Origin of the sequence: Bacillus sp. V26, assembly GCF_034296245.1 — a bacterium.
Classification (GTDB): Bacteria; Bacillota; Bacilli; order Bacillales; family Bacillaceae; genus Bacillus; species Bacillus halotolerans.
In genome coordinates this window covers 268,354-292,001 of the sequence record NZ_JAXKQF010000004.1, presented here as the reverse complement: position 1 = coordinate 292,001, position 23,648 = coordinate 268,354, and the positions used below count along the sequence as shown (strand labels likewise).

The following is a 23,648-nucleotide window of genomic DNA, read 5'->3' as shown; positions in this document are numbered from 1 at the left end:
TTTTAAACGATCGGTGAGGATGCCTGTCTTTTGAAAAGCACGTTTTGTTCATATTCTTTGATATCATCAAGCCAAGCCTCTTTTACCGGCACTCCCATTTGCTCACAGTAATAATCCCAGATGGCACCGAAAGGATAGGTTTTAAATTCCTCCATCAGCGCCAGCCTTTCTGTAAAGCGCCCCTCATCCTGCAATTGTTTTAAATGGTCATTCGGAAGAAGCAAAGCGTACATTAAAGCTTTCATCATATTTCTCGTTCCGATAGTCCAAGCGGCGACACGGTTAATGCTGGCATCGAAAAAATCCAGACCGATGGCGACTTTCTCTAATGCCTGATTACGGACGATCTCAAGGGCGATTTCTCTCAATTCATCGTCTAACATCACGACATGGTCACTGTCCCAGCGAACGGGCCGGGATACGTGCAAGGCGAGTTTGTCTGTGTAAAGCAGCATCGCCGAGATCTTGTTTGATACCGTTTCTGTCGGGTGGAAATGTCCCGTATCGAGCAAGCATAACTTATGGTTCGTTAAAGCATAGGCTAAATAAAACTCATGAGACCCGACGACATATGATTCTGATCCAAGTCCGAACAGCTTGCTCTCGACCGAATCAACATTGTAATCTTCACTGATTTCCTCTCGGAATATCCGATCCAATGATTCTTTTAATCTTTTGCGCGGCGTCAGCCTGTCACTCGGAATATCCTTATAGCCGTCCGGAATCCAAATATTCGTCAAGCAAGGCGTACCTAATTCTTTGCCGAAATACGCTCCGATGCGGCGGCACGCGATGCAGTGATGAATCCAAAACTCCCGGATGGATGGATCAGGGTGTGCAAGTGTAAGCCCGTCATCCGCTTTCTCATGTGAAAACAGTGTCGGATTGAAATCTAATCCGATACCAAGACCCTTCGCCCACTTCACCCAATTTTCAAAGTGATGCGGCTTCAGCTGATCACGTTCTACAACTTCTCCGTTTGTTTCTGCGTATATAGCGTGCAGGTTGACCCGATGCTTTCCCGGGATGAGAGACAGAGCTTTCTCCAGATCTCTTCTTAATTCTTCGGGGGTTTGCGCTTTTCCGGGATAATTGCCTGTGACGTCAATGCCGCCGGAAAGCTCGCCCTTATTCACTTCAAACCCTTCAATGTCATCGCCCTGCCAGCAGTGGATTGAGATCGGAACTTGCTGCAATTGCCGGAACACAGCTTCAACATCAATTCCCCATTTTTCATATTCTTGTTTTGCGCTGTCATAATTCGCTTTTATCGTCATACGGCTCTCTCCCTTTTATTCGAAATAAAAGACTTCCTTCAGATCGATTGAAACGGGACTGTCATCGGCGTTTGTTTTCATTAATGGCGCCATTGATTTCCACCATCTGCGGCAAACCTCTGTGTCCGCCATCTTCTTCCACTTTTCCTCATCCTCTATCTCTAAATAAGCAAATAACCGGCCTGTCTCTTCGTCTAAAAAAATAGAATAGTGATGCGCGCCATGGGCTTTAAGCGCTTCTGCCATTTCTGGCCAAATGTCATCATGCCGCTGTTTGTATTCCTTGAATTTATCTTTATGAACGAACATGATACTCGCTTTTCTTTTCAAGCTGATCACCTCTTTTCATTTAGATAGCGCTTTCAAAACAGTTTGATGATAGGACTGAATGATGGCGCTTCGGTCAGTATCTTTAGGCATAAACACTTTTATGGGAAAGGAGTTTCTGACGGTCTTGCGGGCCTGGTTTACGTCCTTTATTTCTTTGGCAGCAATCATTTGCATCAGCAGATTTCCGATGGCTGTCGCCTCAGCAGGTCCGGCGTATACCGTTTTTCCGCTCATATCAGCGGTTAATTGATTTAAGAAGTCGTTTTGGGCGCCTCCTCCAATAATATGAAGCTGTTGAATGTTTTTCCCTGTAATGGTTTCTAGTTCTGAGATGGCTATCGCATAGATGATGGCTAAATTGCTGTAGATACAGCAGGCAAGTTCGCCTGCTGTGTGAGGAATCTGTTGGAAGGTTTCTCTGCAATAATGTTGTATTTCCTTTATCATGTCGTTCGGATTCAGAAAACGATCATCATTTAAGTTGATAAACTGCTGAAACGGTTTTGTTTCTCCAGCTTCTTCTGCCAATTGCTGAAAATTATAATCTTCTCGTAATTGTTTCCGGACTTCTTGTATCATCCACATGCCAATGATGTTTTTCAGGAAACGAATGGTGTTGTTTGCGCCGCGTTCATTTGTATAATTGTTTTTCAATGCGAGTTTATTTATAATCGGCGTTTCGTTCTCAATTCCGATTAGCGACCATGTTCCGCTGCTGATATACGCCCAATCGTTGTTTATGCCTGGTGCGGCGAGGACAGCTGAAGCAGTATCATGTGTTGCGACGGTAACCACCCTGCAAGCCGGCAGATCATAGCCTGGAAACCAATCATTTCTTAGCATGCCGAGTTCCTGTCCCGGTTCAGTCAGCGGCGGAAATTGCTGTTCCTTAACAGACACGGCTTCGAGCAATTCGGGATCAAACTTTCCTGTTAAGGCGTTTAAGAGCTGTGTCGTGGACGCATTTGTGATTTCCGCTGCTGCTTTGCCGGTTAAGCAATAGCCTAAATAATCCGGCACCATTAAAATCTGCTTTGTTTTTCTCAGCAGCTCCTGGTCTTCTTCATATAATTGATAGATTGTGTTAAAAGGCTGAAACTGAATGCCTGTTTTTTGATAGATTGTTTCTTTTGATATCGTTTGCGCAAGCTTCTCCATTGTGTTCTCTGTTCTTTTATCCCGGTATGATATGACTTCTCGTAAGCGGCTGCCTTTCTCATCCAGCAAGACGTAATCAACGGCCCATGTATCAATGCCGACGGTGCAGCAGTCATAGCCAAGAGCTTTCACCTTTTGCAGCCCTTGCAGGATTTGCTCTAGCAAATGATCAATATCCCAATAGCCATGTCCGTCTCTTTGCATGAAGCCGTTTGCAAATCGGTGAATCTCTTGTACTGCAAGCTTTCCTTCCTGGAGTTCGCCTATTATGACTCTCCCGCTTGATGCCCCTATATCAACAGCAGCATATATCATCCTTTCACCCTTTCTTTAGGAAGGGGGACGGCTGTTACTTTCACATTCTTTTCTTCAAGGGCTTTTACTGATACCGGATCAAGTCTGGAATCGGTAATGATGCAGCTGACATCCTGCAAAGAGGCGATATGTGAAAACTCGCGGTTCCCCCATTTGCTTGAATCGGCCATCAAAATGGTCTGATCCGATCTTTCAATCATCCGTATTTTAAGCAGTGCCTGCCACTCATTTGAGTCGCTCATTCCATGTTCCATATCAAACCCTTGGCAGGACAGAAAAGTTTTATTTACATGATAAGTTTCAAGTGAACGCTCAGCTAACGGTCCCGCAAATGATAATGATTTTGTCAGCAAGATACCGCCGGTTGAAATAACTGATATTTTTTGTTTTTTGCTCAGTTCAATGGCTGCCTTCATTGAGTTTGTAATGACGGTGAGCTCAATATCAGGGAGTATTTTCGCCATGTACCATGCAGTGGTGCTTGCATCGAGAATGATTCGGTCACCGCTTTTTACATATTTGGCCGCTTCGTGAGCAATGGCTTTTTTCTCTATTACATTTGTAATTTCACGTTCAGAAAAATGAATTTCTGACTCCTGCTGCTGAATGCTGACCGCACCTCCGTGGCTGCGGCTCAGCTTATGCTCTTTCTCAAGCTTCTCCAGGTCCCGCCGAATCGTTTCTTCTGTGACAGAAAATATGTCACTCAATTCGGATACGCGGATGCTTAAACGCTTATTCACTAGTTCGACTATTTTTTTCTGCCGCTCTGCTACTAACATCGGTAACGTCCTTCCTCATGAATATCCGTCTTGCTTTTCCCAAATCATAGCATACTTCTAACGCGAAAAAGCTGCCGGGACGCCGCCGTCTACTGTAATCATACACCCTGTCGTCTTTTCAGCTTTAGAAGAAGCCAAAAACGCGATTGATTCGGCAATATCCTGAGGGTAAATATTAACCAAAAGCGTTGTGCGTTTTCGATAATGTTCCTCTAGCTGATCCGGCTCTATTCCATATGCCGCAGCCCGTTCCTCCCGCCAGCTTGACCCCCAAATCGCTGAGCCTTGGAGAACCGCGTCAGGCAAAACTGAGTTTACACGAATGCCGTATTCTCCTCCTTCTGCCGCAATACATCGAGCCAAATGGGTTTCAAGTGCTTTTACCGAACTGTAGGCTGAAGCGTTTTTTCCCGCATAGACAGCGTTTTTCGATCCCACAAACACCATGCTTCCGCCTATGTTTTGCTGTTTCATTTGCTTAAACGCTTCGCGGGCCACGAGAAAATAGCCGGTTCCCAATACATTGATATTGAGATTCCATTCTTTTAGACTTGTTTCGTCAAAAGGGCTTGATGTTGCCAGTCCTGCATTATTAACGACAATGTCAACGCCGCCGTAGGTAAGCGCTGCTTGTTCAAAGGCAGACTGTACCTCATCTTCATTTGTCACATCCATTTTGACAGCCATTGCGCGTCCTTCTCCGTACGTTTCGTTTATTTCCTCGGCAATTTTTTGTGCGCCTTCTCCATTCAGGTCAGCCGCGATCACGTGTCCGCCTTCTGCTGCAAAGTGCCGGCAGGCTGCACTTCCGATTCCGCCGGCGCCACCTGTTATCAATGCTACTTTTCGAGAAAATTCTGCTTCCGGCGGGGCCAGCGTGAGTTTATATAATTCCAGCGGCCAGTATTCAACATGATAGGATTCATTTTCGTTTAATGAAACAAATCGTCCGAGTGAGGCAGAGCCTTTCATTACAGCAATAGCTCTCTGGTATAAAGCACCGCTAACTTTTGACATGGCAAGGCTTTTTCCCGTATTGACCATTCCAATGCCAGGAATCAATATGACACGCGGCGCTGATTCAAAGATTTGATCCCCTTCCTGCTGATTGCGTGCAAAGTAAGCTTGATACTCTGCTTTGAAGCGCTCGATCCCTGACTTCAGAAGATCCTCCAGCTCCTGTGCATCTTGCGTTTCCGGATTCCATTCAATGTACAGCGGGACACGCTTCGTATGAACGAGGTGATCCGGACACGCAGCGCCAATTTGAGAAAGCTCCGGCGCTTGCACGCTGTTTACAAATTCCAATACCTCTTCATGAGCGTCATAGGAGAGGATCATTTTCTTTTCATCGCTTACAGCTCCTCGGATAACAGGCATGATACCCGCGAGAATTTGTTTCCGCTTATCAGCTGGCAGTGACTGGTATCGTCTGCCGCCGAATCGCTGTTTTTGGTTGATGCGTTCATGAATGTACTGCTCGGCTTCTTGAATAATGGAGATCGTTTTCTCATAACACTTCTCTGACGTATCTCCCCAAGTGACTAAGCCGTGTTTTTCCATTAAGACAAGCTCGGCATTTGGATTGTTTGCCACGCCGTCTGCGATCATTTTAGACAGAGTAAATCCCGGGCGAACGTATGGCACCCATACAAACCGGCTGCCGTAAATATCTTCGGCAATTTGTTTTCCATTATCTGCGCAGCAAATGCTGATAATCGCATCCGGATGGGTATGGTCAACATGATTGTATGGCAGAAATGCGTGTAAGAGTGTTTCAATGGAAGGGCGGGGATGTTTGCTGTCTATCATACAATGAGACAAGTAATCTACCATTTCTTCATCTGACATCTGGTCTCTTTCAATCAGCGGACGGATGTCATCTAATCTCAGGCCGGTAAAGTTATGCGCTTTCATTGTTGCCAAGTCTGAGCCGCTTCCTTTTACCCACATCACTTCTGTTTCACGGCCTCTAAAATCCTTCTCCGCTGTTTTCATCGACGTATTGCCGCCGCCCCAGTTGCATACAGTGCGGTCTGCTCCGATTAAATTGGACCGATACACCAATTCTTCAACACCCTTTGGCAGCTGGGCGGCATGTTCTGATTCCCATACATGTTTCACCATTTTCATCTTCCCCCGTCCCTTTTATTTGTATCCGCTTTCATTATATCTGATGTTTGTTTATTTTTGAATACCTTTTGTTTATTTTTGTTTTTTATCCAGAAACAAAAAAAAGCAGCAAAGATATGCCGCTTTCTTTTTCTATTAAGATTCAATTTTAAATTTTTTCGTAATGTCTTGAAGTTCTTCCGCCATGTTCGCCAATGTTTCAGCTGAAGAGCTGATTTCCTCCATAGACGCAAGCTGCTCTTCCGCCGAAGCTGCGATATCTTGAATGCCTGCTGAGCCTTCTTTCGCTACTGCGGAAATCTCCTCAACCGCACTTGATACTTCCTGTGATCCGACTGACAGCTGTTCAACCGTCGCATTCAGATTTTGCAATTCACCGGATATTTGCGATGTCATCTCATAGATTTGCTTAAAGCTTTCAGCTGTTTGATCTGTAATTTGCAAACCTTCTTTTACTTCATGATTCACGGATTGGAACATAGAGAGCGACGTGCTGATTTCTCTGACAATCTCTTGAATTAATCCTTCAATTTCCTTCGCAGAACTTGCAGATTGCACAGCAAGTTTTCTGACCTCTTCCGCTACAACAGAGAAGCCTCTGCCGTATTCTCCGGCTCTGGCTGCCTCAATTGCTGCATTTAAAGCCAACAAGTTCGTTTGATCGGCAATGCCATTGATTACATTTAAGATGCTGGTAATGTCCTGAGATTTTGTTTCAAGGCCTTTGACGACGGCTTCAGCTTTTTGAACGGATTCATCGATTGTCTTCATTTGGCCGACTGTGTGCTCTACCAGTTTTTCTCCGCTTCCGGCTGCCTCAGAGGACTGGATTGAAGACTTTGTAATGGTTGATGAAGCCTGAGCCACTTTTGATATGCCGTGGTTCATTTGAGAAAGATGATCTGAGCTTGTTTCCAATTTCTCGCTTTGCGCCTCGTTGCCATTTGAAAACTGTTCGATTGCCAGCGTAATGTGTTCAGTCGCCTTACTCGTTTGGGCTGCACTTGCCGTCAGTTCTTCAGAAGATGATGCCACATTTTCTACAGACGTTTGAATAACACCGATGACAGAACGCAATGATTCAGACATCTCGTTAAAGCTTTCTCCTAGCTGACCAAACTCATTTTTCGACTGAATATCAATCACTTCCGTTAAATCTCCGCTGCTGATTTTCGCAGATGTTGAAACCAGTTTTCTTAACGGTTTGGTGATGGCGCGTATAATAAAGAGAATGAGTATGCCGCCGATCACAATTGACACGCATAGAATGATAACGGCAGTGTTCAGTACCGGACTTGAAGCATCTTGCAATTCACTGACAAAGTACGTACCCGCGATTTTCCACCCTGTCAGTTTATTTGTCGCAAATGCCATTTTCTTTTCTTTGCCTTCGAAGGTATATTCAAATGAGCCGTCTGCTTTTGAATATACCTCTTTTGTCCAGTCGCCGGATCCAGTTGTTCCAGGCTTAATCGTCGGATGGGCGATATATTTTTTGTTGCCTGTTGTAATAAATGCAAAGCCGTTTTTACCGATTTTTATTCTCTGTGAAGCTGCCAGCACTTCATCCAGATTTAAATCAAGCGCTATGACCCCTGAGCCATCTTTTAATTGTTTGGAAATCGTAACAACGATATCCCCTGTCGCTTCGTCAGTATACGGCTCTGAGAATACAGCCTGTCCTTTTTTCGCAACGGCTTGTTTGTACCAGTCACGTTCTGTCGGATCGAAACCTTTAGGAACGCCGCTTTCCGGATATTTGTAAAGCTTTTTATTTTCTGAAGCCGCATAGATTGCTCCTACATCGGCATTTAGTGTTGTGTACTGCTTAAATTTTTCATTCAGTAAGGTTTTGTTTTTGCCTTGTAATATGTCCTTTTCAATCGTCTCGCTGTAATAATCAATTGCTTTTGCTTTATTTTTCAATTTGTTTTCAAGTGTGCTGTTGAGTTCTTCAACGTTTCCTATTGCACTATTCGTAAGTTCCCTGTCCAGTGCGTTCCAAGCTGATTGATAACTGAAATATGCTAACACCCCAATCGGCAAAATGAGCACTGTCAGAAACGCAGCGATAAGCGGTTTGCTGATTGATGGCTGTTTGATCCAATGTATGAATTTTCCCATTCTCGATAATTCCTCCTTTAAGCTAAAAATAATATCGTCAAGCTAGGATAAAAGCTTTAATAAAAAAACTAAAAAAAACACCCAAGCGCAGAACCTTGGGTGTTTTGACTCATTATTCGATTTTGAATCGTTTTGTCATATCGCGAAGCTCTTCAGCCATGCTTGAAAGTGTTTCTGCTGAAGAGCTGATTTCTTCCATAGAAGCAAGCTGCTCTTCGGCTGATGCCGCGATATCTTGAATGTGGGCTGAGCTTTCTTTTGAAATCGATGCAATATGCTCAGACGCTCCCGATACCTCTTCAGAGCTGGCAGAAAGCTGCTGAACCGTCGCACTCATGTTTTGCAGTTCTCCGGCTATCTGGTTTGTCATTTCAGAAATTCGTTTAAAGCTTGTCTCTGTTTGATCTGTGATGTCAAGGCCTGTTTGCACCTCTTGGTTCACAGACTGGAACATGCCGAGAGATGTGTTGATTTCTTTCACGATTTCAATGATGAGCGCTTCAATCTCTTTAGCTGAATCAGCGGACTGTACAGCCAGTTTTCTGACTTCTTCCGCTACGACTGAGAAGCCGCGCCCGTATTCGCCTGCGCGCGCCGCTTCAATGGCAGCGTTTAGTGCAAGCAGGTTCGTTTGGTCAGCAATACCGTTAATCACGCGCAGAATGTTTGTGATGTCTTTTGATTTGGTTTCCAATCCGCGAACAACTTGTTCCGCTTCTTTCACGGACTTGTCTATCACGTTCATTTGGCCGACAGTCTGATGAACAAGCTGTCCGCCCGCACTCGCGATTTCTGTCGATTGAACAGATGAATCTGTAATGACTTCAGAAGCTTGAGCCATATTCGTCAACCCGTCATTCATCTGATAAATATGCTCGGCCGCTGTTTCGATGTTTTCATTTTGTTTTTCATTGCCGTTTGAAAATTGTTCTATCGCCAATGTGATATGCTCGGTCGCCTTGCTTGTTTGCGCGGCAGATGCCGTCAATTCCTCGGAGGAAGCGGCAACATTGTCTACCGAATCCTGAATGGCGTGTATGAGAGAGCGAAGTGAAGACGCCATATTGTTAAAGCTTTTGCCCAGTTCGCCCAGTTCATCTTTTGAACGGATATCAATCGTTTCCGTTAAATCTCCCTCACTGATCCGCTTAGATGAACCGACAAGCTGTTTCAGCGGTGTCGTGATTGATCGAATAACCAATGTCATCACGATGATACCAACGAGAATGGCTGCAATCAGGACAATTAATGCGAGGTGAAGCACAGGCTTAGCCGCATCATGAATCTCGTCCAGATACATCGTTCCGCCTATCTTCCATCCCGTTAGCTTGTTCGTATCAAAGGCCATTTTTTTCTTATCGCCGTTCATGCTGTATTGAAAATCGCCTTTATCGGCAGACAGCATCTGTTCAAGCCAGTCGCCTTTCAATTCGGTACCTGAAGTCTCGTCAGGATGCGCAACGACCTTTTTGTCTTTCGTCATAATAAAAGCATAGCCTTCTGTGCCGATGTTCACTTGTTTCGTCGTTTTCAGCAGGTTATCGATCGTCATGTTGATTGCGATAACGCCTGATCCGTCTTTTGTCTGCTGGGCAATTGTCACAACCATTGTGTTCGTAGATGCTGTTTTGTATGGATCTGTTATGACGGCTTTGCCATTATTGGCAACCGCTTTTTTGTACCAGTCCCGTTCAACGGGATTATAATCGCTTGGCATCGGCAGATCCGGATAACGGGTAAAGCGTCCGTCTTTGTCACTCGTATAAATGGATTCCACGTCTTTATTGATTTTAATATATTGTGAGAATTTCTCTTCAATGCTGGCATTGCTCTTTGCTTTATATTTCTTTTGTGTCAGCCATTCACTGAAGTATTCGGCACTGTTTTCTTTTTCTCCGATGCTGGTGTTAATGATTTCGTTTAGCTGCTGTACATTTTCTAGGGCGCTTCCCATCATCTGTCTGTCGAGCGAGCTGCTGGCAGACCCATAAGCAATCGCCGCTACTATGGCAACCGGTATGATGAGAATCGATAGAAAGGAAACAAGAAGCTTCCGTGTAATTGATCTCTGTTTGATAAGTTGGAGTATTTTTTTCATCAGTTCATTTCTCCTTTTTTATGCTACCCTTCATATCGGCTGAAAATGGGTAAATATATACATTAAAAAAGAAGAAATTCAAGAAAAATAACTAAATCCCTATTAAAAATTAGTGATTTAGATCTATTAATCATCCAATTTAAATCGTTTTGTCAAATCTCGCAGCTCTTCGGACATTTTTTCAAGCGTCTGCGCCGATGAGCTGATTTCTTCCATGGAGGCAAGCTGCTCCTCGGCTGAAGCGGCGATATCTTGAATGCCGTCTGAACTTTCTTTAGAAATAGCGGCGATATCTATAGAAGCAGCGGAAATTTCCTGAGACCCTGCCGACAGCTGTTCAACCGTCGCATTCATGTTTTGCAGTTCTGCGGCAATTTGATTCGTCATTTTGGATATATGTTTAAAGCTTTGTTTTGTTTCGTCTGTCATGACCAGACCTGTTTCCACTTCTTTATTCACGGATTGAAGAACGTTTAATGATGTATGAATTTCTTTTACGATTTCACTGATCAGCGATTCAATTTCCTTTGCTGAATCCGCCGACTGTACCGCAAGTTTTCTCACTTCTTCAGCAACCACAGAAAAGCCTCGTCCGTACTCTCCTGCTCTGGCCGCTTCAATGGCGGCATTTAATGCTAAAAGATTGGTTTGATCCGCGATGCCGTTGATAACACGTAAAATATTTGTAATATCCTTTGATTTGATTTCCAGGCCTTTGACCACTTTCTCCGCTTCTTTCACAGAATGATCAATCGTATTCATTTGGCCGGCTGTTCTCTGAACGAGTGTTTCCCCTGCGCTTGACACTTCGGTGGAGTCTGCAGAGGTTTCTGTAATGACTACCGCTGCCCGGGCCAGCTCTGCCAGTCCGTCGTTCATTTCATTAATTTGTTCTGTTGTCGTCTCGATTCTGTCGCTCTGGTTTTCGCTTCCGTTTGAAAATTGTTCGATCGCCATTGTAATGTGTTCAGTGGCCTTGCTTGTCTGATCTGCAGAAGCTGTCAGCTCTTCTGACGATGAGGCGACATGTTCTACAGATTCTTTGATGCCGCAGATCAGCGAGCGGAGAGAGTGCGCCATATTGTTGAAGCTTTGGCTCAGAACCCCGAGTTCGTCTTTTGATTTGATTTCTATCGTTTCTGTTAAATCGCCTTTGCTGATTTTTTCAGCTGACGCAACGATGCGTTTTAAAGGCCTTGTAATCGACCGAATGACAAAATAAATCGCCGTTATTCCGGCTGCAATGGCAATGGCCAGAACAACTGATGCCATAACAAGAACCCTGCTTGCGGCATCATGAATCTCGTCGGCATACATCGTGCCGCTGATTTTCCAGCCTGTTGTTTCGCTTGTGGCGAACGCCATTTTCTTCTTCTCTCTTTTGTGCGTATATTCAAAGTCGCCGCTTTTGTCTTTGTAAAGTTTGTCTATCCACTCCCCTTCTAACTGCGTTCCCGCTTTTTCACCGGAGTAGGCGATGACTTTTTTATTTTGGCTGAGGATAAAGGCATAGCCTTCTTTACCAATACTGATTTCTTTTGCTGTTGCCACAAGGTCATCGATTTTCATATCCATGGCGACAACGCCTGATCCGTCCTTTGTCTGGCGCGCAATGGTGACAACCATTTTTCCTGATGAAATGGATTCGTAAGGTTCGGTCACAATTGTCTTTCCTTTATTAGCCATGGCTTCTGTGTACCAGTCACGTTCTAAAGCATTAAAGTCACTCGGCATGTCTGCGTGCGGATAGCGTGTGAATGCCCCGTCTTTGCTGCTTGAAAACACAGCAGCGACATTGTCATTCATTTGAATAAATTGTTTAAATTCTTGTTTGAGCTCCGTTTTTTTCTTGTCTTTCAACTTGTCTGCTGTCGCCCAATCGCTGAAAAACGCGAGACTTTTTTCAGTCGTTTTGATTTTGCCATCAATAATGTTATCTAATATTTGAACGTTTTCCTTTGCGCTTTGCGTCATCTGTATGTCAAGAGATGCAACGGCTGATTGATAAGCGCTTACCGATAGTGCCGTAATCGGGACAATTAAGATCAGCAGGAAAGAAATAATGAGTCTCCTGGCAATTGATGATCTGCGAATGGTGGTGAGTGTTTTTTTCATTCCTCTTGAACCTTCTTTCAATAATTTACAAATGATATCGGCTGATATTCCTTTATCTTACATTGGAAATGAAGGAAAAAATGAAAAATAGTTCAAAACTCACCGGTTTAGACAGGTCTTTTATATTATTTCTTATACAAAAAACAGCGCTTCATAAGCGCTGTTTTTTGCTCTTATTCAATTTTAAATTTCTTTGTCAGATCACGGAGCTCTTCTGCCATCTGCGCCAGGGTCGTGGCTGATGAACTGATTTCTTCCATAGAAGCAAGCTGCTCCTCGGCCGATGCAGCAATGTCTTGAATGCTTGCCGAGCTTTCTCTTGAAACATCGGCAATTCCGCTCACTGCTGCCGATACATGCTCTGAACGGCCTGACAGCTGTTCAACGGTTGTATTCATCGTCTGCAATTTGTCTGCAATCTCATTTGTCATGCTGAAAATACTTTGGAAGCTTTCCTTTGTATTGTCTGTGACAACTAGCCCTGATTGCACTTCTTGATTAACGGCTTTAAACATGTGAAGAGAAGTTTCGATTTCTGCAACGATTTCCTGGATCAGATTCTCGATTTCTTTAGATGAATCTGCAGATTGAACGGCCAGTTTACGCACTTCCTCCGCTACAACAGAGAAGCCTCGTCCAGATTCCCCGGCCCGCGCCGCTTCAATGGCTGCATTTAATGCCAGCAGGTTTGTTTGATCAGCAATCCCATTGATGACTCGTAAAATACTCGTGATATCTTTTGATTTTTCTTCTAACCCTTTCACCACTGCTTCAGCCTGCTGAACCGACTCATTAATTGAATTCATCTGCCCGACTGTCTGCTGGACAAACTTCTCGCCTGTACCCGCGATTTCCGTTGATTGGATAGACGCTTTCGTAATGTCTGATGATGTTTGTGAGACTTGCTGGAGCCCTTCATTCATCATGTTCAGCTGATGAGAGCTGGACTCCACTTTTTCACTTTGCTCTTCGTTTCCGTTTGAGAACTGCTCAATTGCCATTGTAATATGCTCCGTCGCCTTGCTCGTTTGCCCGGCGGATGCAGTCAGCTGTTCGGATGATGCGGCAACATTATTAACCGAGTCTTGAATGGCGCTGATAAGCGAACGCAAGGATTGTCCCATTTCGTTGAAGCTTTCGCCAAGCTCGCCCAGTTCATCTTTCGAACGGATTTCGATGGTTTCTGTCAGATCCCCGCTGCTGATCATTTTTGATGATTGAACCAGACGTTTTAACGGTTTTGTGATTGAACCAACGATAAACAGGATTAACATTCCGCCTGCCAGTATTGAAGCAATCAGCACGATCATGCCTGTTGTCAGGACAGATTTTGAGGATTCCTTGATTTCACTCATATACATGGTGCCGGCAATTTTCCAGCCAGTCAGTTGATTTGTCGTATATGTCATCTTTTTATCTTCATGATTCAGGGTATACTGCAGCTCGCCGCTGTCCTTGTCATACATTTTGGCAACCCAGTCGCCAGACAGCTTTTCACCAGCCTTATGGTTTTGATGGGCGACATATGTTTTGTTTTTCGTCGCGATGAAAACATAGCCTTCTTTTCCGACTTTAATTTGTTTCATCTGTTCTAACAGTTTATCAATTGTGATATCCATGGCGACGACGCCTGAACCATCCTTCAATTCCTGAGCAATGGTAATGACCATGCTTCCGTCGCTGGCTGCCACATAAGGATCGGTCACTACGATTTCACCGCCGGCTTTCATTGCATCCTGGTACCAAGAGCGTTTTCTCGGATCGTAGCCATCCGGCAATTTTTCTTTCGGTGCCTGTACATATGTTCCGTTTTCTGCCCCTCCGTAAATTCTGGCTACATCTTGGTTAATGGAAACATATTGCGAAAACTTGGCCTTAAGCTCTTCTTGTTTGGATTTTCCTTTAAATGCGGAGCTTTTCAGTGATTCGCTGAAAAAGCTGACGCCTTTCGCTTTTGCTCCTAAATCATTTGTAACTGTTGTATTAAATGAATCGACACTATTTTTCGCATTTCCCATGATTTCCTGATCCAGTTTTCCGCTTGCTGAGCGATAAGAACTGAATTCCAATATAAGAATCGGAATGATTAAAATCACAACAAATGAAATCATTAGTTTTCTAGAAATAGACGGTTTTGTCAGCCAATTGATAAAAGTCTTCATATCCAGCTTCTCCTTCAGGTTTGATACAGTATATATCGGCTGCTTTAAAAAGTTTTTAAAATAGAAGAAATTTCCTTCCTGACATTTCTCTGTCTTTTTAGCTTTCATTGCCCAAGCCTTGTGCATAGTTTATAAAAAACAAGGGGGGCTTCAGATGATTATTGTATCCGGACAATGGCTCCGTCCCCAAGACATTGAAAACTGGCAAATTGACAAAAACCTGAATCCGCTGCTAAAAGAAATGATTGATACACCCGTTCAGTTTGATTATCATTCGATCGCTGAACTGATGTTTGAGCTTCATTTGCGCATGAACATCGTTGAATCGGCAAAAGCGCTGCATAAAAGCGGGGCGAAGTTCGCCACCTTTGTAAAAACATACGGGAATACAGCGTATTGGCGGGTTTCACCGGAAGGGGCTCTGGAGCTTAAGTATAAAATGCCGCCTTCAAAGGCGATTCGGGATATTGCAGAAAACGGCCCGTTTTACGCATTTGAATGCGCGACGGCAATCGTTGTGATTTATTACTTAGCATTGCTTAAAACCATCGGAGAAGAAAAATTCGACGCAGCCTTTGACAGAATTATTTTATATGACTGGCATTATGAGAAATTGCCGATATATACGGAAACGGGACATCACTTTTTCCTGGGAGACTGTTTGTATTTTAAAAATCCTGAATTTGATCCGCAGAAAGCGCAGTGGAGAGGCGAAAATGTGATTTTATTAGAAAAGGACAAATATTTTGCTCACGGCCTGGGAATTTTAAACGCTCAGCAAATTATTGATAAGCTGAATTCTTTCAGACGAAAAGGAGCCGTACAGTCAGCTTATCTCCTTTCACAAGCAACCAGGCTTGATATTCCGTCTCTCTATCCCATCACCCGCTAAAAACCCCACCGTCTATTTTGGGGACGATGGGGTTTCAAATGCTTTTCGTTTTCGATAGAAAGGGGCTGTGCCGACATACTGGTTCGCAGCCCATTCCATTTTTTCAAGGTCATTTCTCGTCACGATGGGATCTTGGCTGCTCCACTTGATAAACCGGACAAAATAATACCCTTTGATGGGAGCCATTGTAACTTTTGAATGAGGCCAGTCTTCAAATACAAACTCAATTTTCCCTTTCTTTTTATAAGAATATTGAAGAATGTTCATCGTCTGTCACCTCTGTTAGTTACGTTACGATTAGCAAAGCTCAGCTATCAGCGTTTTCACGTCAGCGGGCCCATTGAGCAATCCGACTGATTGCCCCGCCCACAGAGACATGTGACCGGAATCTTTGGCTGCGGCGGCATGTTTTCTCATCGGTTTTGTTAACGTGTTTTGCAATGGATAAGGAAGTGTATTTGCCTCTTCAGCTTGTTGCTCTTTCATCCATTGGTTGACTATACCCCTTGCAGGCTTCCCCGAAAACAATGCGGTAAGGCGCGTGTCTGTTCCATGCGCTTCTTTTAATTCCTGTCTGTACGTTTCAGAGGCTTCGCTTTCCTCACACATAAGAAACGGAGTCCCGACCTGTACACCTTGCGCTCCGAGACAGTGAGCCGCTTGGACGCCGCGGCGGTCTGCAATTCCGCCCGCCGCAATCACGGGTGCTGAAACAGCGTCTGCTGCTTGGGGAACCAGTGACATTAAGCCAATAGCAGACTCTCCGCTGACCGGCAGAAAAGAACCGCGGTGGCCGCCTGCTTCACTGCCTTGCAGCACGATGATATCCATTCCGCGCTCTTCCAGCAGGACGGCTTCTTGCGGCGAAGTAGCCGTTCCGATAAGACAGCAGCCATTTTTCTTTAATAAATGAATGCTTTCATCAGGCGGAATGCCGAACGTAAATGAACAGGCTCTTACATTGTATGTAAGAATCAGATTTATTTTTTGATGAAAATCCTCCCACTCTTCCTCCTCTAAAGGAAAAGCAGCCGCCTGTTCCGCAAACGGAATGTTCTGTTTCCATGTGTGAACCGTTTTATCGTCCGGTGTCTTTCTTTTTTCCGGCACAAACACATTTACCTGAAAAGCGCTGCTGGTCAATTCCTGCATCTCGATGATTTGTTTTTCAAGCGTAGCTGGACTGAGATATCCGGAAGCGAGACTTCCGAGCGCGCCTTCATTCGACACAGCGGCTGCCAGTCGGGGTGTGACCAGGCCGCCTGCCATCGGCGCCTGAATGACAGGCTTTGATAATGATAGTGCTTTCATCCATTGAGTCATAGAAGCACCTCCTGTTATTCCATGATTTTGATATGGCAAGTTCGATGACGCGGGCCGTCAAATTCGCAGAAATAAATACCTTGCCACGTCCCGAGAATGAGACGCCCGTTTTCAATGATGACATGCTGTGAAGCGCCTACCGTACTGGACTTCATATGTGCAGCTGTATTGCCTTCCATATGGCGGTCCAGCTCATGGTCCCATGGATACATCTCATCAAATCTTCGGAGCATATCTCTTTTTACATCGGGATCGGCATTTTCATTAATTGTAATGCCCGCCGTCGTATGCGGACAGTAAATCAGCGCTGCCCCGCTTGCCACTCCTGTTTCTTGAAGAAACGCTTCCACCTCGTGAGTGATTTCAACCATTTCATCTCTTTTGTTTGTTTTGATTTGCAGAGTTTTCAGCATTTGTTTCTCCTTTCAATTCCCCTTCTCTTTGCATATTCGTTCTGTGTTCTTTTTTTCCTGTTAAACCAGGCTCATAAACCTGAAGAAAACAAAAACTCCAGCTTGTTTCTGGAGTTTTATTGCCATAGATATACTCTGGCTTCATAAGGTTTTAACAGCAGTGATGTCGTATGCTTGTGCGGTTCTGTTTCCATATTCGACAATAGAAGTTTGTCAGAAGATAACGGCAATGCGGGATATCTGCAGAACGCCGGCGCACCCGTCAGATTTGCCGCAATTAGCGCAGTTTGGCTCTCGTTTTTGCGAAGGTATGCAAAGATTTGCTGATCTTCCGGCAAAATCAGCTCGTATTGGCCATAAATAAATACATCATATGTTTGGCGGAGTTTGATCAAGCTTTTGTAAAAGTGATAGACAGATGTGTTATCGTTTATTTGCGCCTCGGCGTTCAGCCATGTGTAATTGTCATTTATCCCAATCCATGGCTTGGCATCAGAAAACCCAGCGTGACAAGAAGCATTCCATTGCATTGGTGTTCGAGAATTGTCTCTTCCCTTTTTCCAGACAATCTTCATCACTTCCTCGTGAGAAGCGCCTTTTGCGGTCTCTATGTCATACAGCCGCTTCATCGCGACATCATCATAATCCTCAATGGAAGGAAACGCCACATTGGTCATGCCGATTTCCTGTCCCTGATAAATAAACGGCGTGCCTTTCATCAGAAAATAAACAGCGGCGAGCGCTTTTGCACTTTCCTTTAAGGAATTCCCGTCGTCTCCCCATACAGAAACAGAACGGGGCTGATCATGGTTTTCCATAAACAAAGCATTCCAGCCGATTCCCTCTAAACGGTTCTGCCACTCTGTTAAAATCCGTTTGAATGCTACGATATCGATACTTTCATTGATCTCAATATCCCACAGACCGAGATGTTCAAATTGAAAAATCATGCTGAAAATGCCGGATTCCTCTCCCGCCCACTCAGCCGCCTCCTTTGCCGCGACACCGTTTGCCTCTCCGACCGTCATGATCGGATAGCGGGAAAATGTGTTTTCCTTCAGCTCTGTTAAAAAATCCAATATGCCCTCAGCATTCATATGATAAGGAAAAGAAGGAACATAGGACAGCCCTTTCGGATTCGGCAGATCAGGCAGCCCTTCTTTTTTCTTAATATGAGAAATGGCATCCACCCGAAATCCGTCTATGCCTTTATCGAGCCACCAATTGACCATGTCATAAACGGCGTTTCTTACCTCTTGATTTTCCCAGTTCAGGTCTGGCTGCTTTTTATCAAAAAGGTGGAGATAATACTGGCTTGTCTGCTGATCATACTGCCAAGCCGATCCTCCGAAAATGCTTTCCCAATTGTTTGGCTCTTTTCCGTCTTTCCCGTCCTTCCAAATATACCAGTCGCGTTTTTGGGATTGTAAAGATGCACGTGATTCAATGAACCATGGATGTTCATCACTTGTATGATTCACGACAAGATCCATAATGAGCTTCATGCCAAGCTCATGAATATCATGAAGCAGCTGATCGAAATCTGCCATTGTGCCGAAATCGCTCAATATGTTTTTGTAATCTCTTATATCATAGCCGTTATCCGCATTGGGTGAGTCGTACAAAGGACAAATCCAAATCACATCGGCACCAAGTTCTTTTATGTACGGAAGCTTGGACCTGATTCCTTGAATATCCCCGATTCCATCGCTGTTTGAATCCTTGAAGCTGCGGGGATAAATTTGGTAGACCACCGCTTCCTTCCACCAAGCCTTTTTCATACAGCCACTCCTTCCTGCGTGTGCGGTTTTTATATCTTATGTAGAAAAAGGCCTTTGAAGCATTCATTTTTTCAGAAAAAAAGCCTCTTGCCGATGACAGGAGACTGATCAATTTTTCAGAAGCCTTTGGTCCTGATTTTCTTTGAACTCAAAAAAACAGCCGCGATCCAGCCCGGCTGTTTTTGATTAAAACTCTGTTTTTTTGATTTCGACAAATCGAATGTGATGGTCTTCGGCGTCGAGGATTTTAAACTCGCAGCCCTCCGCCTGTATCACATCTCCTGCTTCCAGCTCCATTTTTTGCGTCAGAAGCCAGCCTGCAATCGTATCAATTTCTTCATTCTCAATGGCAATGTCGAGCAGGTCATTCACTTCATCTATTAGCGCTTTGCCATCCATCACATAATGGTGCTCGCCTTTTTTCAAAATATGCGGCGTTTCATCCTGATCATATTCATCACGGATTTCCCCGACAATTTCTTCGATAATATCCTCGACAGTTACAAGTCCCGCCGTTCCCCCGTATTCATCAACGAGAATGGCCATATGAATCCGTTCCTTCTGCATGCGGATTAAAAGCTGCTGAACAGGAATGTTTTCAATGACCCTGATGACAGGTCTCATAATTTGCTTCAGCTTAATCGGCTGGCCGAGAAAATACGCTTTAAACATATCTTTGCTGTTGATAATCCCTAAAATATGATCCTTATCTTCTTTGATGACAGGATACCGTGTATACCGTTCGTTAATGATGAGATGAATCGCTTCTTCAAGCGACTGCTCCAGAGAGATGACAGCGATTTCTGTTCGCGGAATCATAATTTCTCTCGCCACCCGGTTGTCGAATTCAAAAATCTTATTCACATAGCGAAATTCGGACTGGTTGATTTCCCCTTTTTCATAGCTTTCTGACAGGATCAGCCTCAGTTCTTCCTCGCTGATGACAACCTCATGCTCCTTGACTGAATGAAAGCCAAACAATTTCACAAGAAAACTTGCAGAGCCATTCAATGCTTTGATAAACGGATATGTGATTTTATAAAACCAGATCAGCGGCTTTGCAATCCATAAACTGACAGCTTCAGCCTTTTGAATGGAAACCGTTTTCGGCGCAAGCTCACCCATTACCACATGCAAAAAAGTGACGATGATAAATGCAATTACAAATGTGACAATGTGGTTAAACGGTTCCGGTATGCCTGCCGCTGTAAATAAGGGATGAAGAATGCGTTCAAATGTCGGTTCACCAAGCCATCCAAGGCCGAGTGCTGTAATTGTAATCCCGAGCTGGCAGGCTGATAAATACTCGTCAAGATTGGAGATGATCTTATGTGCGGCAAGCGCCCGGCTGTCTCCGCTTTCGATGAGCTGATTGATTTTTGAACCTCTGATTTTGACGATTGCAAATTCGGCTGCAACGAAAACAGCCGTAATGCCAATCAAAACAAAAATGGCGATCAATTGTAATATAAGCAAAAAAAGCCCTTACCATAAATGGTAAGGGGCCACCTCCTTAACGTTAATTCTCATTACGACCGTTTAAGAAGATCATCACAAAGCGAAGAAGTTCAAACAGGGAAACCAGGGCGGCGGCCACATACGTTAAGGCGGCGGCGCTCAGCACTTTATTTACCCCATTCTCTTCATTGTTCCGGATGAATCCTTCTGACACAATAATTTGCTTCGCGCGTGAACTTGCATTGAATTCGACAGGCAGTGTGATCAGCTGGAAAAAGACAGCGGCTGAAAACAGAATGATGCCAAGCCCGATCAAATTCAGGCTGCCGAGAAGCATGCCTCCTAAGAAAAGCAAAGGAGCTACACCGGATGCAAAATTCACGACTGGGAAAATTTTATGTCTCAGCACAAGCGCACCATATGACTCCTGATGCTGCAAGGCATGTCCGACTTCATGGGAAGCTACGGAGATGGCGGAAATTGAGCGGCCGTAATAGACCGGCTCAGATAAACGCACCACCCGTCTTGTCGGGTCGTAATGGTCTGTTAAAGCGCCTCTTACCGGTTCGACCGGCACGTCGTAAAGACCGTTTATATCTAGAATCCGTCTTGCCGTTTCTGCCCCTGTTCGACCGCTTGAGGCTTCCACTTTTGAATATTTTTCAAAGTTGCTCTTTACTTTAAATTGTGCCCAAAACGACAATCCCAATGCGGCTATTGTTAAAAATATAAACAGCATGTTTCATCATCCTTTTTTAAAGATCGTATGTTTCTTTATTACGATTATTTTAATGAGTTTTCTTTCTCGTGTACAGAAAAGCGCTTCTTCTTCCGTCTAGGCGCACACATTCCGATAAGCAAAAGGAACAAGCCGGCCGAAAACAAATAAAAAGAAAAGCCTCCAATCAGCTCTTTTAAAAAATGATGCCATGAGAAGCTATCGGAGAAGTGATTATACGAATTCAAGTCGAAAATAAACAAAATCACTGCGGATGCCGCAAGCTGCGTACCGATCAAAACCACGACGGTTCTTTGAATGATCGTCATCTGTTCCATCCTTTTTTCGCCTATTTGTTTTAGTTTATGGAGAAATCCGGTTTTATATGTTTTGTTCATTTTTTGAAAAACAATGGCGGAAGTGGGACATACTGTTATAAAAAGAGCACGGGTGTGATGAACATGAAAGTGACGAGCGAGGAAAAGGAACAGCTGAGTACAGCGATTGACCGGATGAATGAAGGGCTGGACGTATTTATCCAGTTTTATAATGAATCCGAAATCGACGAACCGCTCATTCAGCTGGAAGACGATACAGCTGATCTCATGAAGCAGGCCCGCGACCTGTACGGTCAGGAAAAGCTAAATGAGAAGCTGAATACGATTATTAAACAGATTTTATCTATTTCATTATCTGAAGAAGGGGAAAAAGAATGAAGTCAAACCGGATCTTTATTTCTTGGCTGAGATGGCCGTTATTTATCCGAATCGGGCTGATCATTCTTTTTCTGATTCTTTTGTTCGGGCAAATCATTTATTTACTTGAGCCCGAGCAGTTTACTTCCGTCTTCGAAGGTATTTGGTGGGCCGTGGTTACCATCTCAACAGTGGGCTACGGAGACTATGTGCCGCACACGCCGCTTGGTCAAGCAGCCGGAATGCTGCTGATATTCATCGGCGCAAGCTTTGTCACTGCTTACTTTGCCACCTTATCCGCTGCCGCTTTCAGCAAACAGCACCGCTACATAGAGGGAAAGGTCGCTTACAAAGGACGGGGCCATGTGATTATTATCGGCTGGAATGAAAAATCAAATCGCCTTTTGAGAGAGCTTCAGCTGGCGGCGCCCTCCAAGACAGTCGTTCTGATTGATGAATCGTTAAAAGAAGGGCCGCTCATTGAAAATGTCCATTTCATACGCGGACACGCCGCTGATGATGAAACGCTGAAACGAGCCAATATTACTGAGGCGGACACAGTTATGGTCACTGCCGACCAATATAAAAGTGAAGCGGAGGCGGACATGCTGTCGGTGCTGATTCTGTTATCAGTCAAAGGATTGAATCCGCTGGCTTACTGTATTGTCGAAATTCTGACAGACCGCTTTGTCACCAATGCAGAACGGGCGGGCGCTAATAAAATTATCGGGACGTCTCAGCTCTTAAGCCGCGTGATGCTGGAACATTACCGGGTCAAATTGCAGCTGTCTAAACCGCAAAGCTTAATCGAGCTGACACTCGATAAAAAAGTGCGGCTGATTTCGGTTCCTTCTGAACTGCATGGTGCCGCTTATAAAACATGCGTCCTCTATTTTCTTGATCACAACACCACTATTATCGGCATACAAAAAGAGGAAGGGCCTATGATTACCCCTCCTCTTTCATATAAAGTGCTTGGAACGGATCAGTTCCTTGCGCTTTAACCCAACAAAACATCCTCCAGCTCTTTGACAAGGGAGGCGCCGATATCCAAATACGCCGGATCAATCTCTGCGTCCCGTCTCTCGGGCTCAGAAAATTGATTAAACAGCGATTGAAACGGCCCTCCTTCAGCATGATCATCAAGGCCTGCCTGGAACACCTGCCTCAGCATAAACGGAGTTCCGATACGGACAGCTGCCCCGCGTTCATCCAGACTTCCTTGTATGGCATTGACGGGAATTCTTAAAAATAAATATCCGTCTCTATCATCAATTTTATAATCAAAATAGCCGTGGTCGTACTCCCAGCCGCCGTTTATCACATAACCGAGCGGCTTCATGACTTGTTCCAGCTCTTGAAGCAAGAAAGGCTGTCCATCTATCGCGGAAGGTATCGTAATCATCAAACTGCCCCTTTTTTCATTTATCCTGTCCCGCAGAACAAGACTTCATTCAGAGGCTGATTACATGGAAACCGTTTTTTCCTTTGCACGGCCAACCGAAAAGAAAGCGCATTCAATTAAGAAGTAAACAGTCATCGCTGCAGCAATCCCCGCTGCAGATTCCCATGAAACATAGACAACAGCTGCATAGAGTCCTAACTTTGTTAAAAGGGTGTGAGATCGCTTCAATTTCAGAAAATGGTGCACCGCATCGGTAAAAATGGCAAGCGGCAGCCCGATCAGAAGAAAGGTGTGGATAAAAAAGTGTGAGAGTGTGCCGCCAAGGTTGGAAGAAAACTCTGTATTCACGGCATCCAAGGATATGAGAATAACTAAAACAGCTGCAGAAAAACCCGCAATGATGAGATGTTTGACCATTTGTTTCATGAACATCAGCACCTTTCTGATTTTATAAAAAGCCGACCGGCAA

The 23,648-nt window shown here is 44.4% G+C and carries 21 protein-coding genes and 1 pseudogene; 3 read left to right on the top strand and 19 right to left on the bottom strand.

The features are described from left to right. Positions 1 to 2 precede the first annotated feature (2 nt). From rhaA to UJ203_RS14740, 10 genes and pseudogenes are all read right to left on the bottom strand, one after another. Entirely contained in the window at positions 3 to 1,277 is a 1,275-nt protein-coding gene (gene rhaA, locus UJ203_RS14780) for an L-rhamnose isomerase (protein WP_095713953.1), read from the bottom strand. Positions 1,278 to 1,292: 15 nt separating this feature from the next. After that, positions 1,293 to 1,607 (bottom strand): L-rhamnose mutarotase, encoded by a 315-nt coding sequence (rhaM, locus tag UJ203_RS14775; RefSeq protein ID WP_059292671.1) that lies wholly within the window; start codon positions 1,605 to 1,607, stop codon positions 1,293 to 1,295. Between the two features lie 15 nt (positions 1,608 to 1,622). Beyond that, the gene (gene rhaB, locus UJ203_RS14770) at positions 1,623 to 3,080 is read right to left on the bottom strand and encodes a rhamnulokinase (protein WP_322011860.1); all 1,458 of its coding nucleotides are present in this window, start codon (positions 3,078 to 3,080) and stop codon (positions 1,623 to 1,625) included. After that, entirely contained in the window at positions 3,077 to 3,862 is a 786-nt protein-coding gene (locus tag UJ203_RS14765) for a DeoR/GlpR family DNA-binding transcription regulator (RefSeq protein ID WP_024122630.1), read from the bottom strand. The genes rhaB and UJ203_RS14765 overlap by 4 nt, the downstream gene beginning before the upstream one ends. A 57-nt stretch (positions 3,863 to 3,919) precedes the next feature. After that, a complete protein-coding gene (locus tag UJ203_RS14760; RefSeq protein WP_322011858.1) occupies positions 3,920 to 5,989 on the bottom strand; it encodes a bifunctional aldolase/short-chain dehydrogenase in 2,070 nt (689 codons plus the stop codon). 141 nt (positions 5,990 to 6,130) lie between these two features. Beyond that, positions 6,131 to 8,119, bottom strand: coding sequence for a methyl-accepting chemotaxis protein TlpB (tlpB, locus tag UJ203_RS14755; protein WP_322011856.1), 1,989 nt, complete (start codon positions 8,117 to 8,119; stop codon positions 6,131 to 6,133). Between the two features lie 112 nt (positions 8,120 to 8,231). Continuing rightward, entirely contained in the window at positions 8,232 to 9,182 is a 951-nt protein-coding gene (locus UJ203_RS20930) for a methyl-accepting chemotaxis protein (protein ID WP_369810968.1), read from the bottom strand. Next, positions 9,177 to 10,073 (bottom strand): annotated as a pseudogene (locus UJ203_RS20925) (cache domain-containing protein); the annotation flags it as partial. The pseudogene UJ203_RS20925 and the gene UJ203_RS20930, both read right to left, overlap by 6 nt. A 270-nt stretch (positions 10,074 to 10,343) precedes the next feature. Then, complete coding sequence (locus tag UJ203_RS14745; protein ID WP_322011853.1) at positions 10,344 to 12,332, bottom strand: methyl-accepting chemotaxis protein; 1,989 nt, start codon at positions 12,330 to 12,332, stop codon at positions 10,344 to 10,346. A 173-nt stretch (positions 12,333 to 12,505) separates the two neighbouring features. Further along, positions 12,506 to 14,494 (bottom strand): methyl-accepting chemotaxis protein, encoded by a 1,989-nt coding sequence (locus UJ203_RS14740; protein WP_322011852.1) that lies wholly within the window; start codon positions 14,492 to 14,494, stop codon positions 12,506 to 12,508. A 154-nt stretch (positions 14,495 to 14,648) separates the two neighbouring features. On the opposite strand from UJ203_RS14740, the gene UJ203_RS14735 reads away from it, so the two are divergent. Then, entirely contained in the window at positions 14,649 to 15,386 is a 738-nt protein-coding gene (locus UJ203_RS14735; protein ID WP_044158904.1) for a protein-glutamine gamma-glutamyltransferase, read from the top strand. Positions 15,387 to 15,398: 12 nt separating this feature from the next. Here the strand turns inward: UJ203_RS14735 and UJ203_RS14730 are convergent, their stop codons facing one another. From UJ203_RS14730 to UJ203_RS14700, 7 genes are all read right to left on the bottom strand, one after another. Further along, the gene (locus UJ203_RS14730; RefSeq protein WP_024122638.1) at positions 15,399 to 15,653 is read right to left on the bottom strand and encodes a hypothetical protein; all 255 of its coding nucleotides are present in this window, start codon (positions 15,651 to 15,653) and stop codon (positions 15,399 to 15,401) included. 30 nt (positions 15,654 to 15,683) lie between these two features. Beyond that, the gene (locus UJ203_RS14725; protein WP_322011849.1) at positions 15,684 to 16,709 is read right to left on the bottom strand and encodes a nitronate monooxygenase; all 1,026 of its coding nucleotides are present in this window, start codon (positions 16,707 to 16,709) and stop codon (positions 15,684 to 15,686) included. A 14-nt stretch (positions 16,710 to 16,723) separates the two neighbouring features. Next, on the bottom strand, positions 16,724 to 17,122 hold the full coding sequence (locus UJ203_RS14720; RefSeq protein WP_095713960.1) for a secondary thiamine-phosphate synthase enzyme YjbQ: 399 nt from the start codon (positions 17,120 to 17,122) through the stop codon (positions 16,724 to 16,726). A gap of 116 nt (positions 17,123 to 17,238) precedes the next feature. Next, the gene (locus UJ203_RS14715) at positions 17,239 to 18,903 is read right to left on the bottom strand and encodes an alpha-glucosidase (protein WP_322011847.1); all 1,665 of its coding nucleotides are present in this window, start codon (positions 18,901 to 18,903) and stop codon (positions 17,239 to 17,241) included. A 186-nt stretch (positions 18,904 to 19,089) separates the two neighbouring features. After that, positions 19,090 to 20,379, bottom strand: coding sequence for a hemolysin family protein (locus tag UJ203_RS14710; protein ID WP_322011845.1), 1,290 nt, complete (start codon positions 20,377 to 20,379; stop codon positions 19,090 to 19,092). A 43-nt stretch (positions 20,380 to 20,422) separates the two neighbouring features. Continuing rightward, entirely contained in the window at positions 20,423 to 21,100 is a 678-nt protein-coding gene (locus tag UJ203_RS14705; protein ID WP_024122643.1) for a zinc metallopeptidase, read from the bottom strand. 44 nt (positions 21,101 to 21,144) lie between these two features. Beyond that, on the bottom strand, positions 21,145 to 21,408 hold the full coding sequence (locus UJ203_RS14700; protein WP_059335356.1) for a hypothetical protein: 264 nt from the start codon (positions 21,406 to 21,408) through the stop codon (positions 21,145 to 21,147). Between the two features lie 132 nt (positions 21,409 to 21,540). Between UJ203_RS14700 and UJ203_RS14695 the strand changes: the two genes are divergently transcribed. Both UJ203_RS14695 and UJ203_RS14690 read left to right on the top strand, forming a co-directional pair. Beyond that, entirely contained in the window at positions 21,541 to 21,795 is a 255-nt protein-coding gene (locus tag UJ203_RS14695) for a protein mistic (RefSeq protein WP_024122645.1), read from the top strand. Next, entirely contained in the window at positions 21,792 to 22,778 is a 987-nt protein-coding gene (locus UJ203_RS14690; protein WP_105955459.1) for a potassium channel family protein, read from the top strand. Before UJ203_RS14695 ends, UJ203_RS14690 begins: the two co-directional genes overlap by 4 nt. Here UJ203_RS14690 and UJ203_RS14685 read toward each other — a convergent pair. After that, entirely contained in the window at positions 22,775 to 23,179 is a 405-nt protein-coding gene (locus UJ203_RS14685; RefSeq protein WP_024122647.1) for a YugN-like family protein, read from the bottom strand. The genes UJ203_RS14690 and UJ203_RS14685 overlap by 4 nt on opposite strands. Positions 23,180 to 23,239: 60 nt before the next feature. After that, entirely contained in the window at positions 23,240 to 23,611 is a 372-nt protein-coding gene (locus UJ203_RS14680; RefSeq protein WP_322011905.1) for a hypothetical protein, read from the bottom strand. Positions 23,612 to 23,648 lie beyond the last annotated feature (37 nt).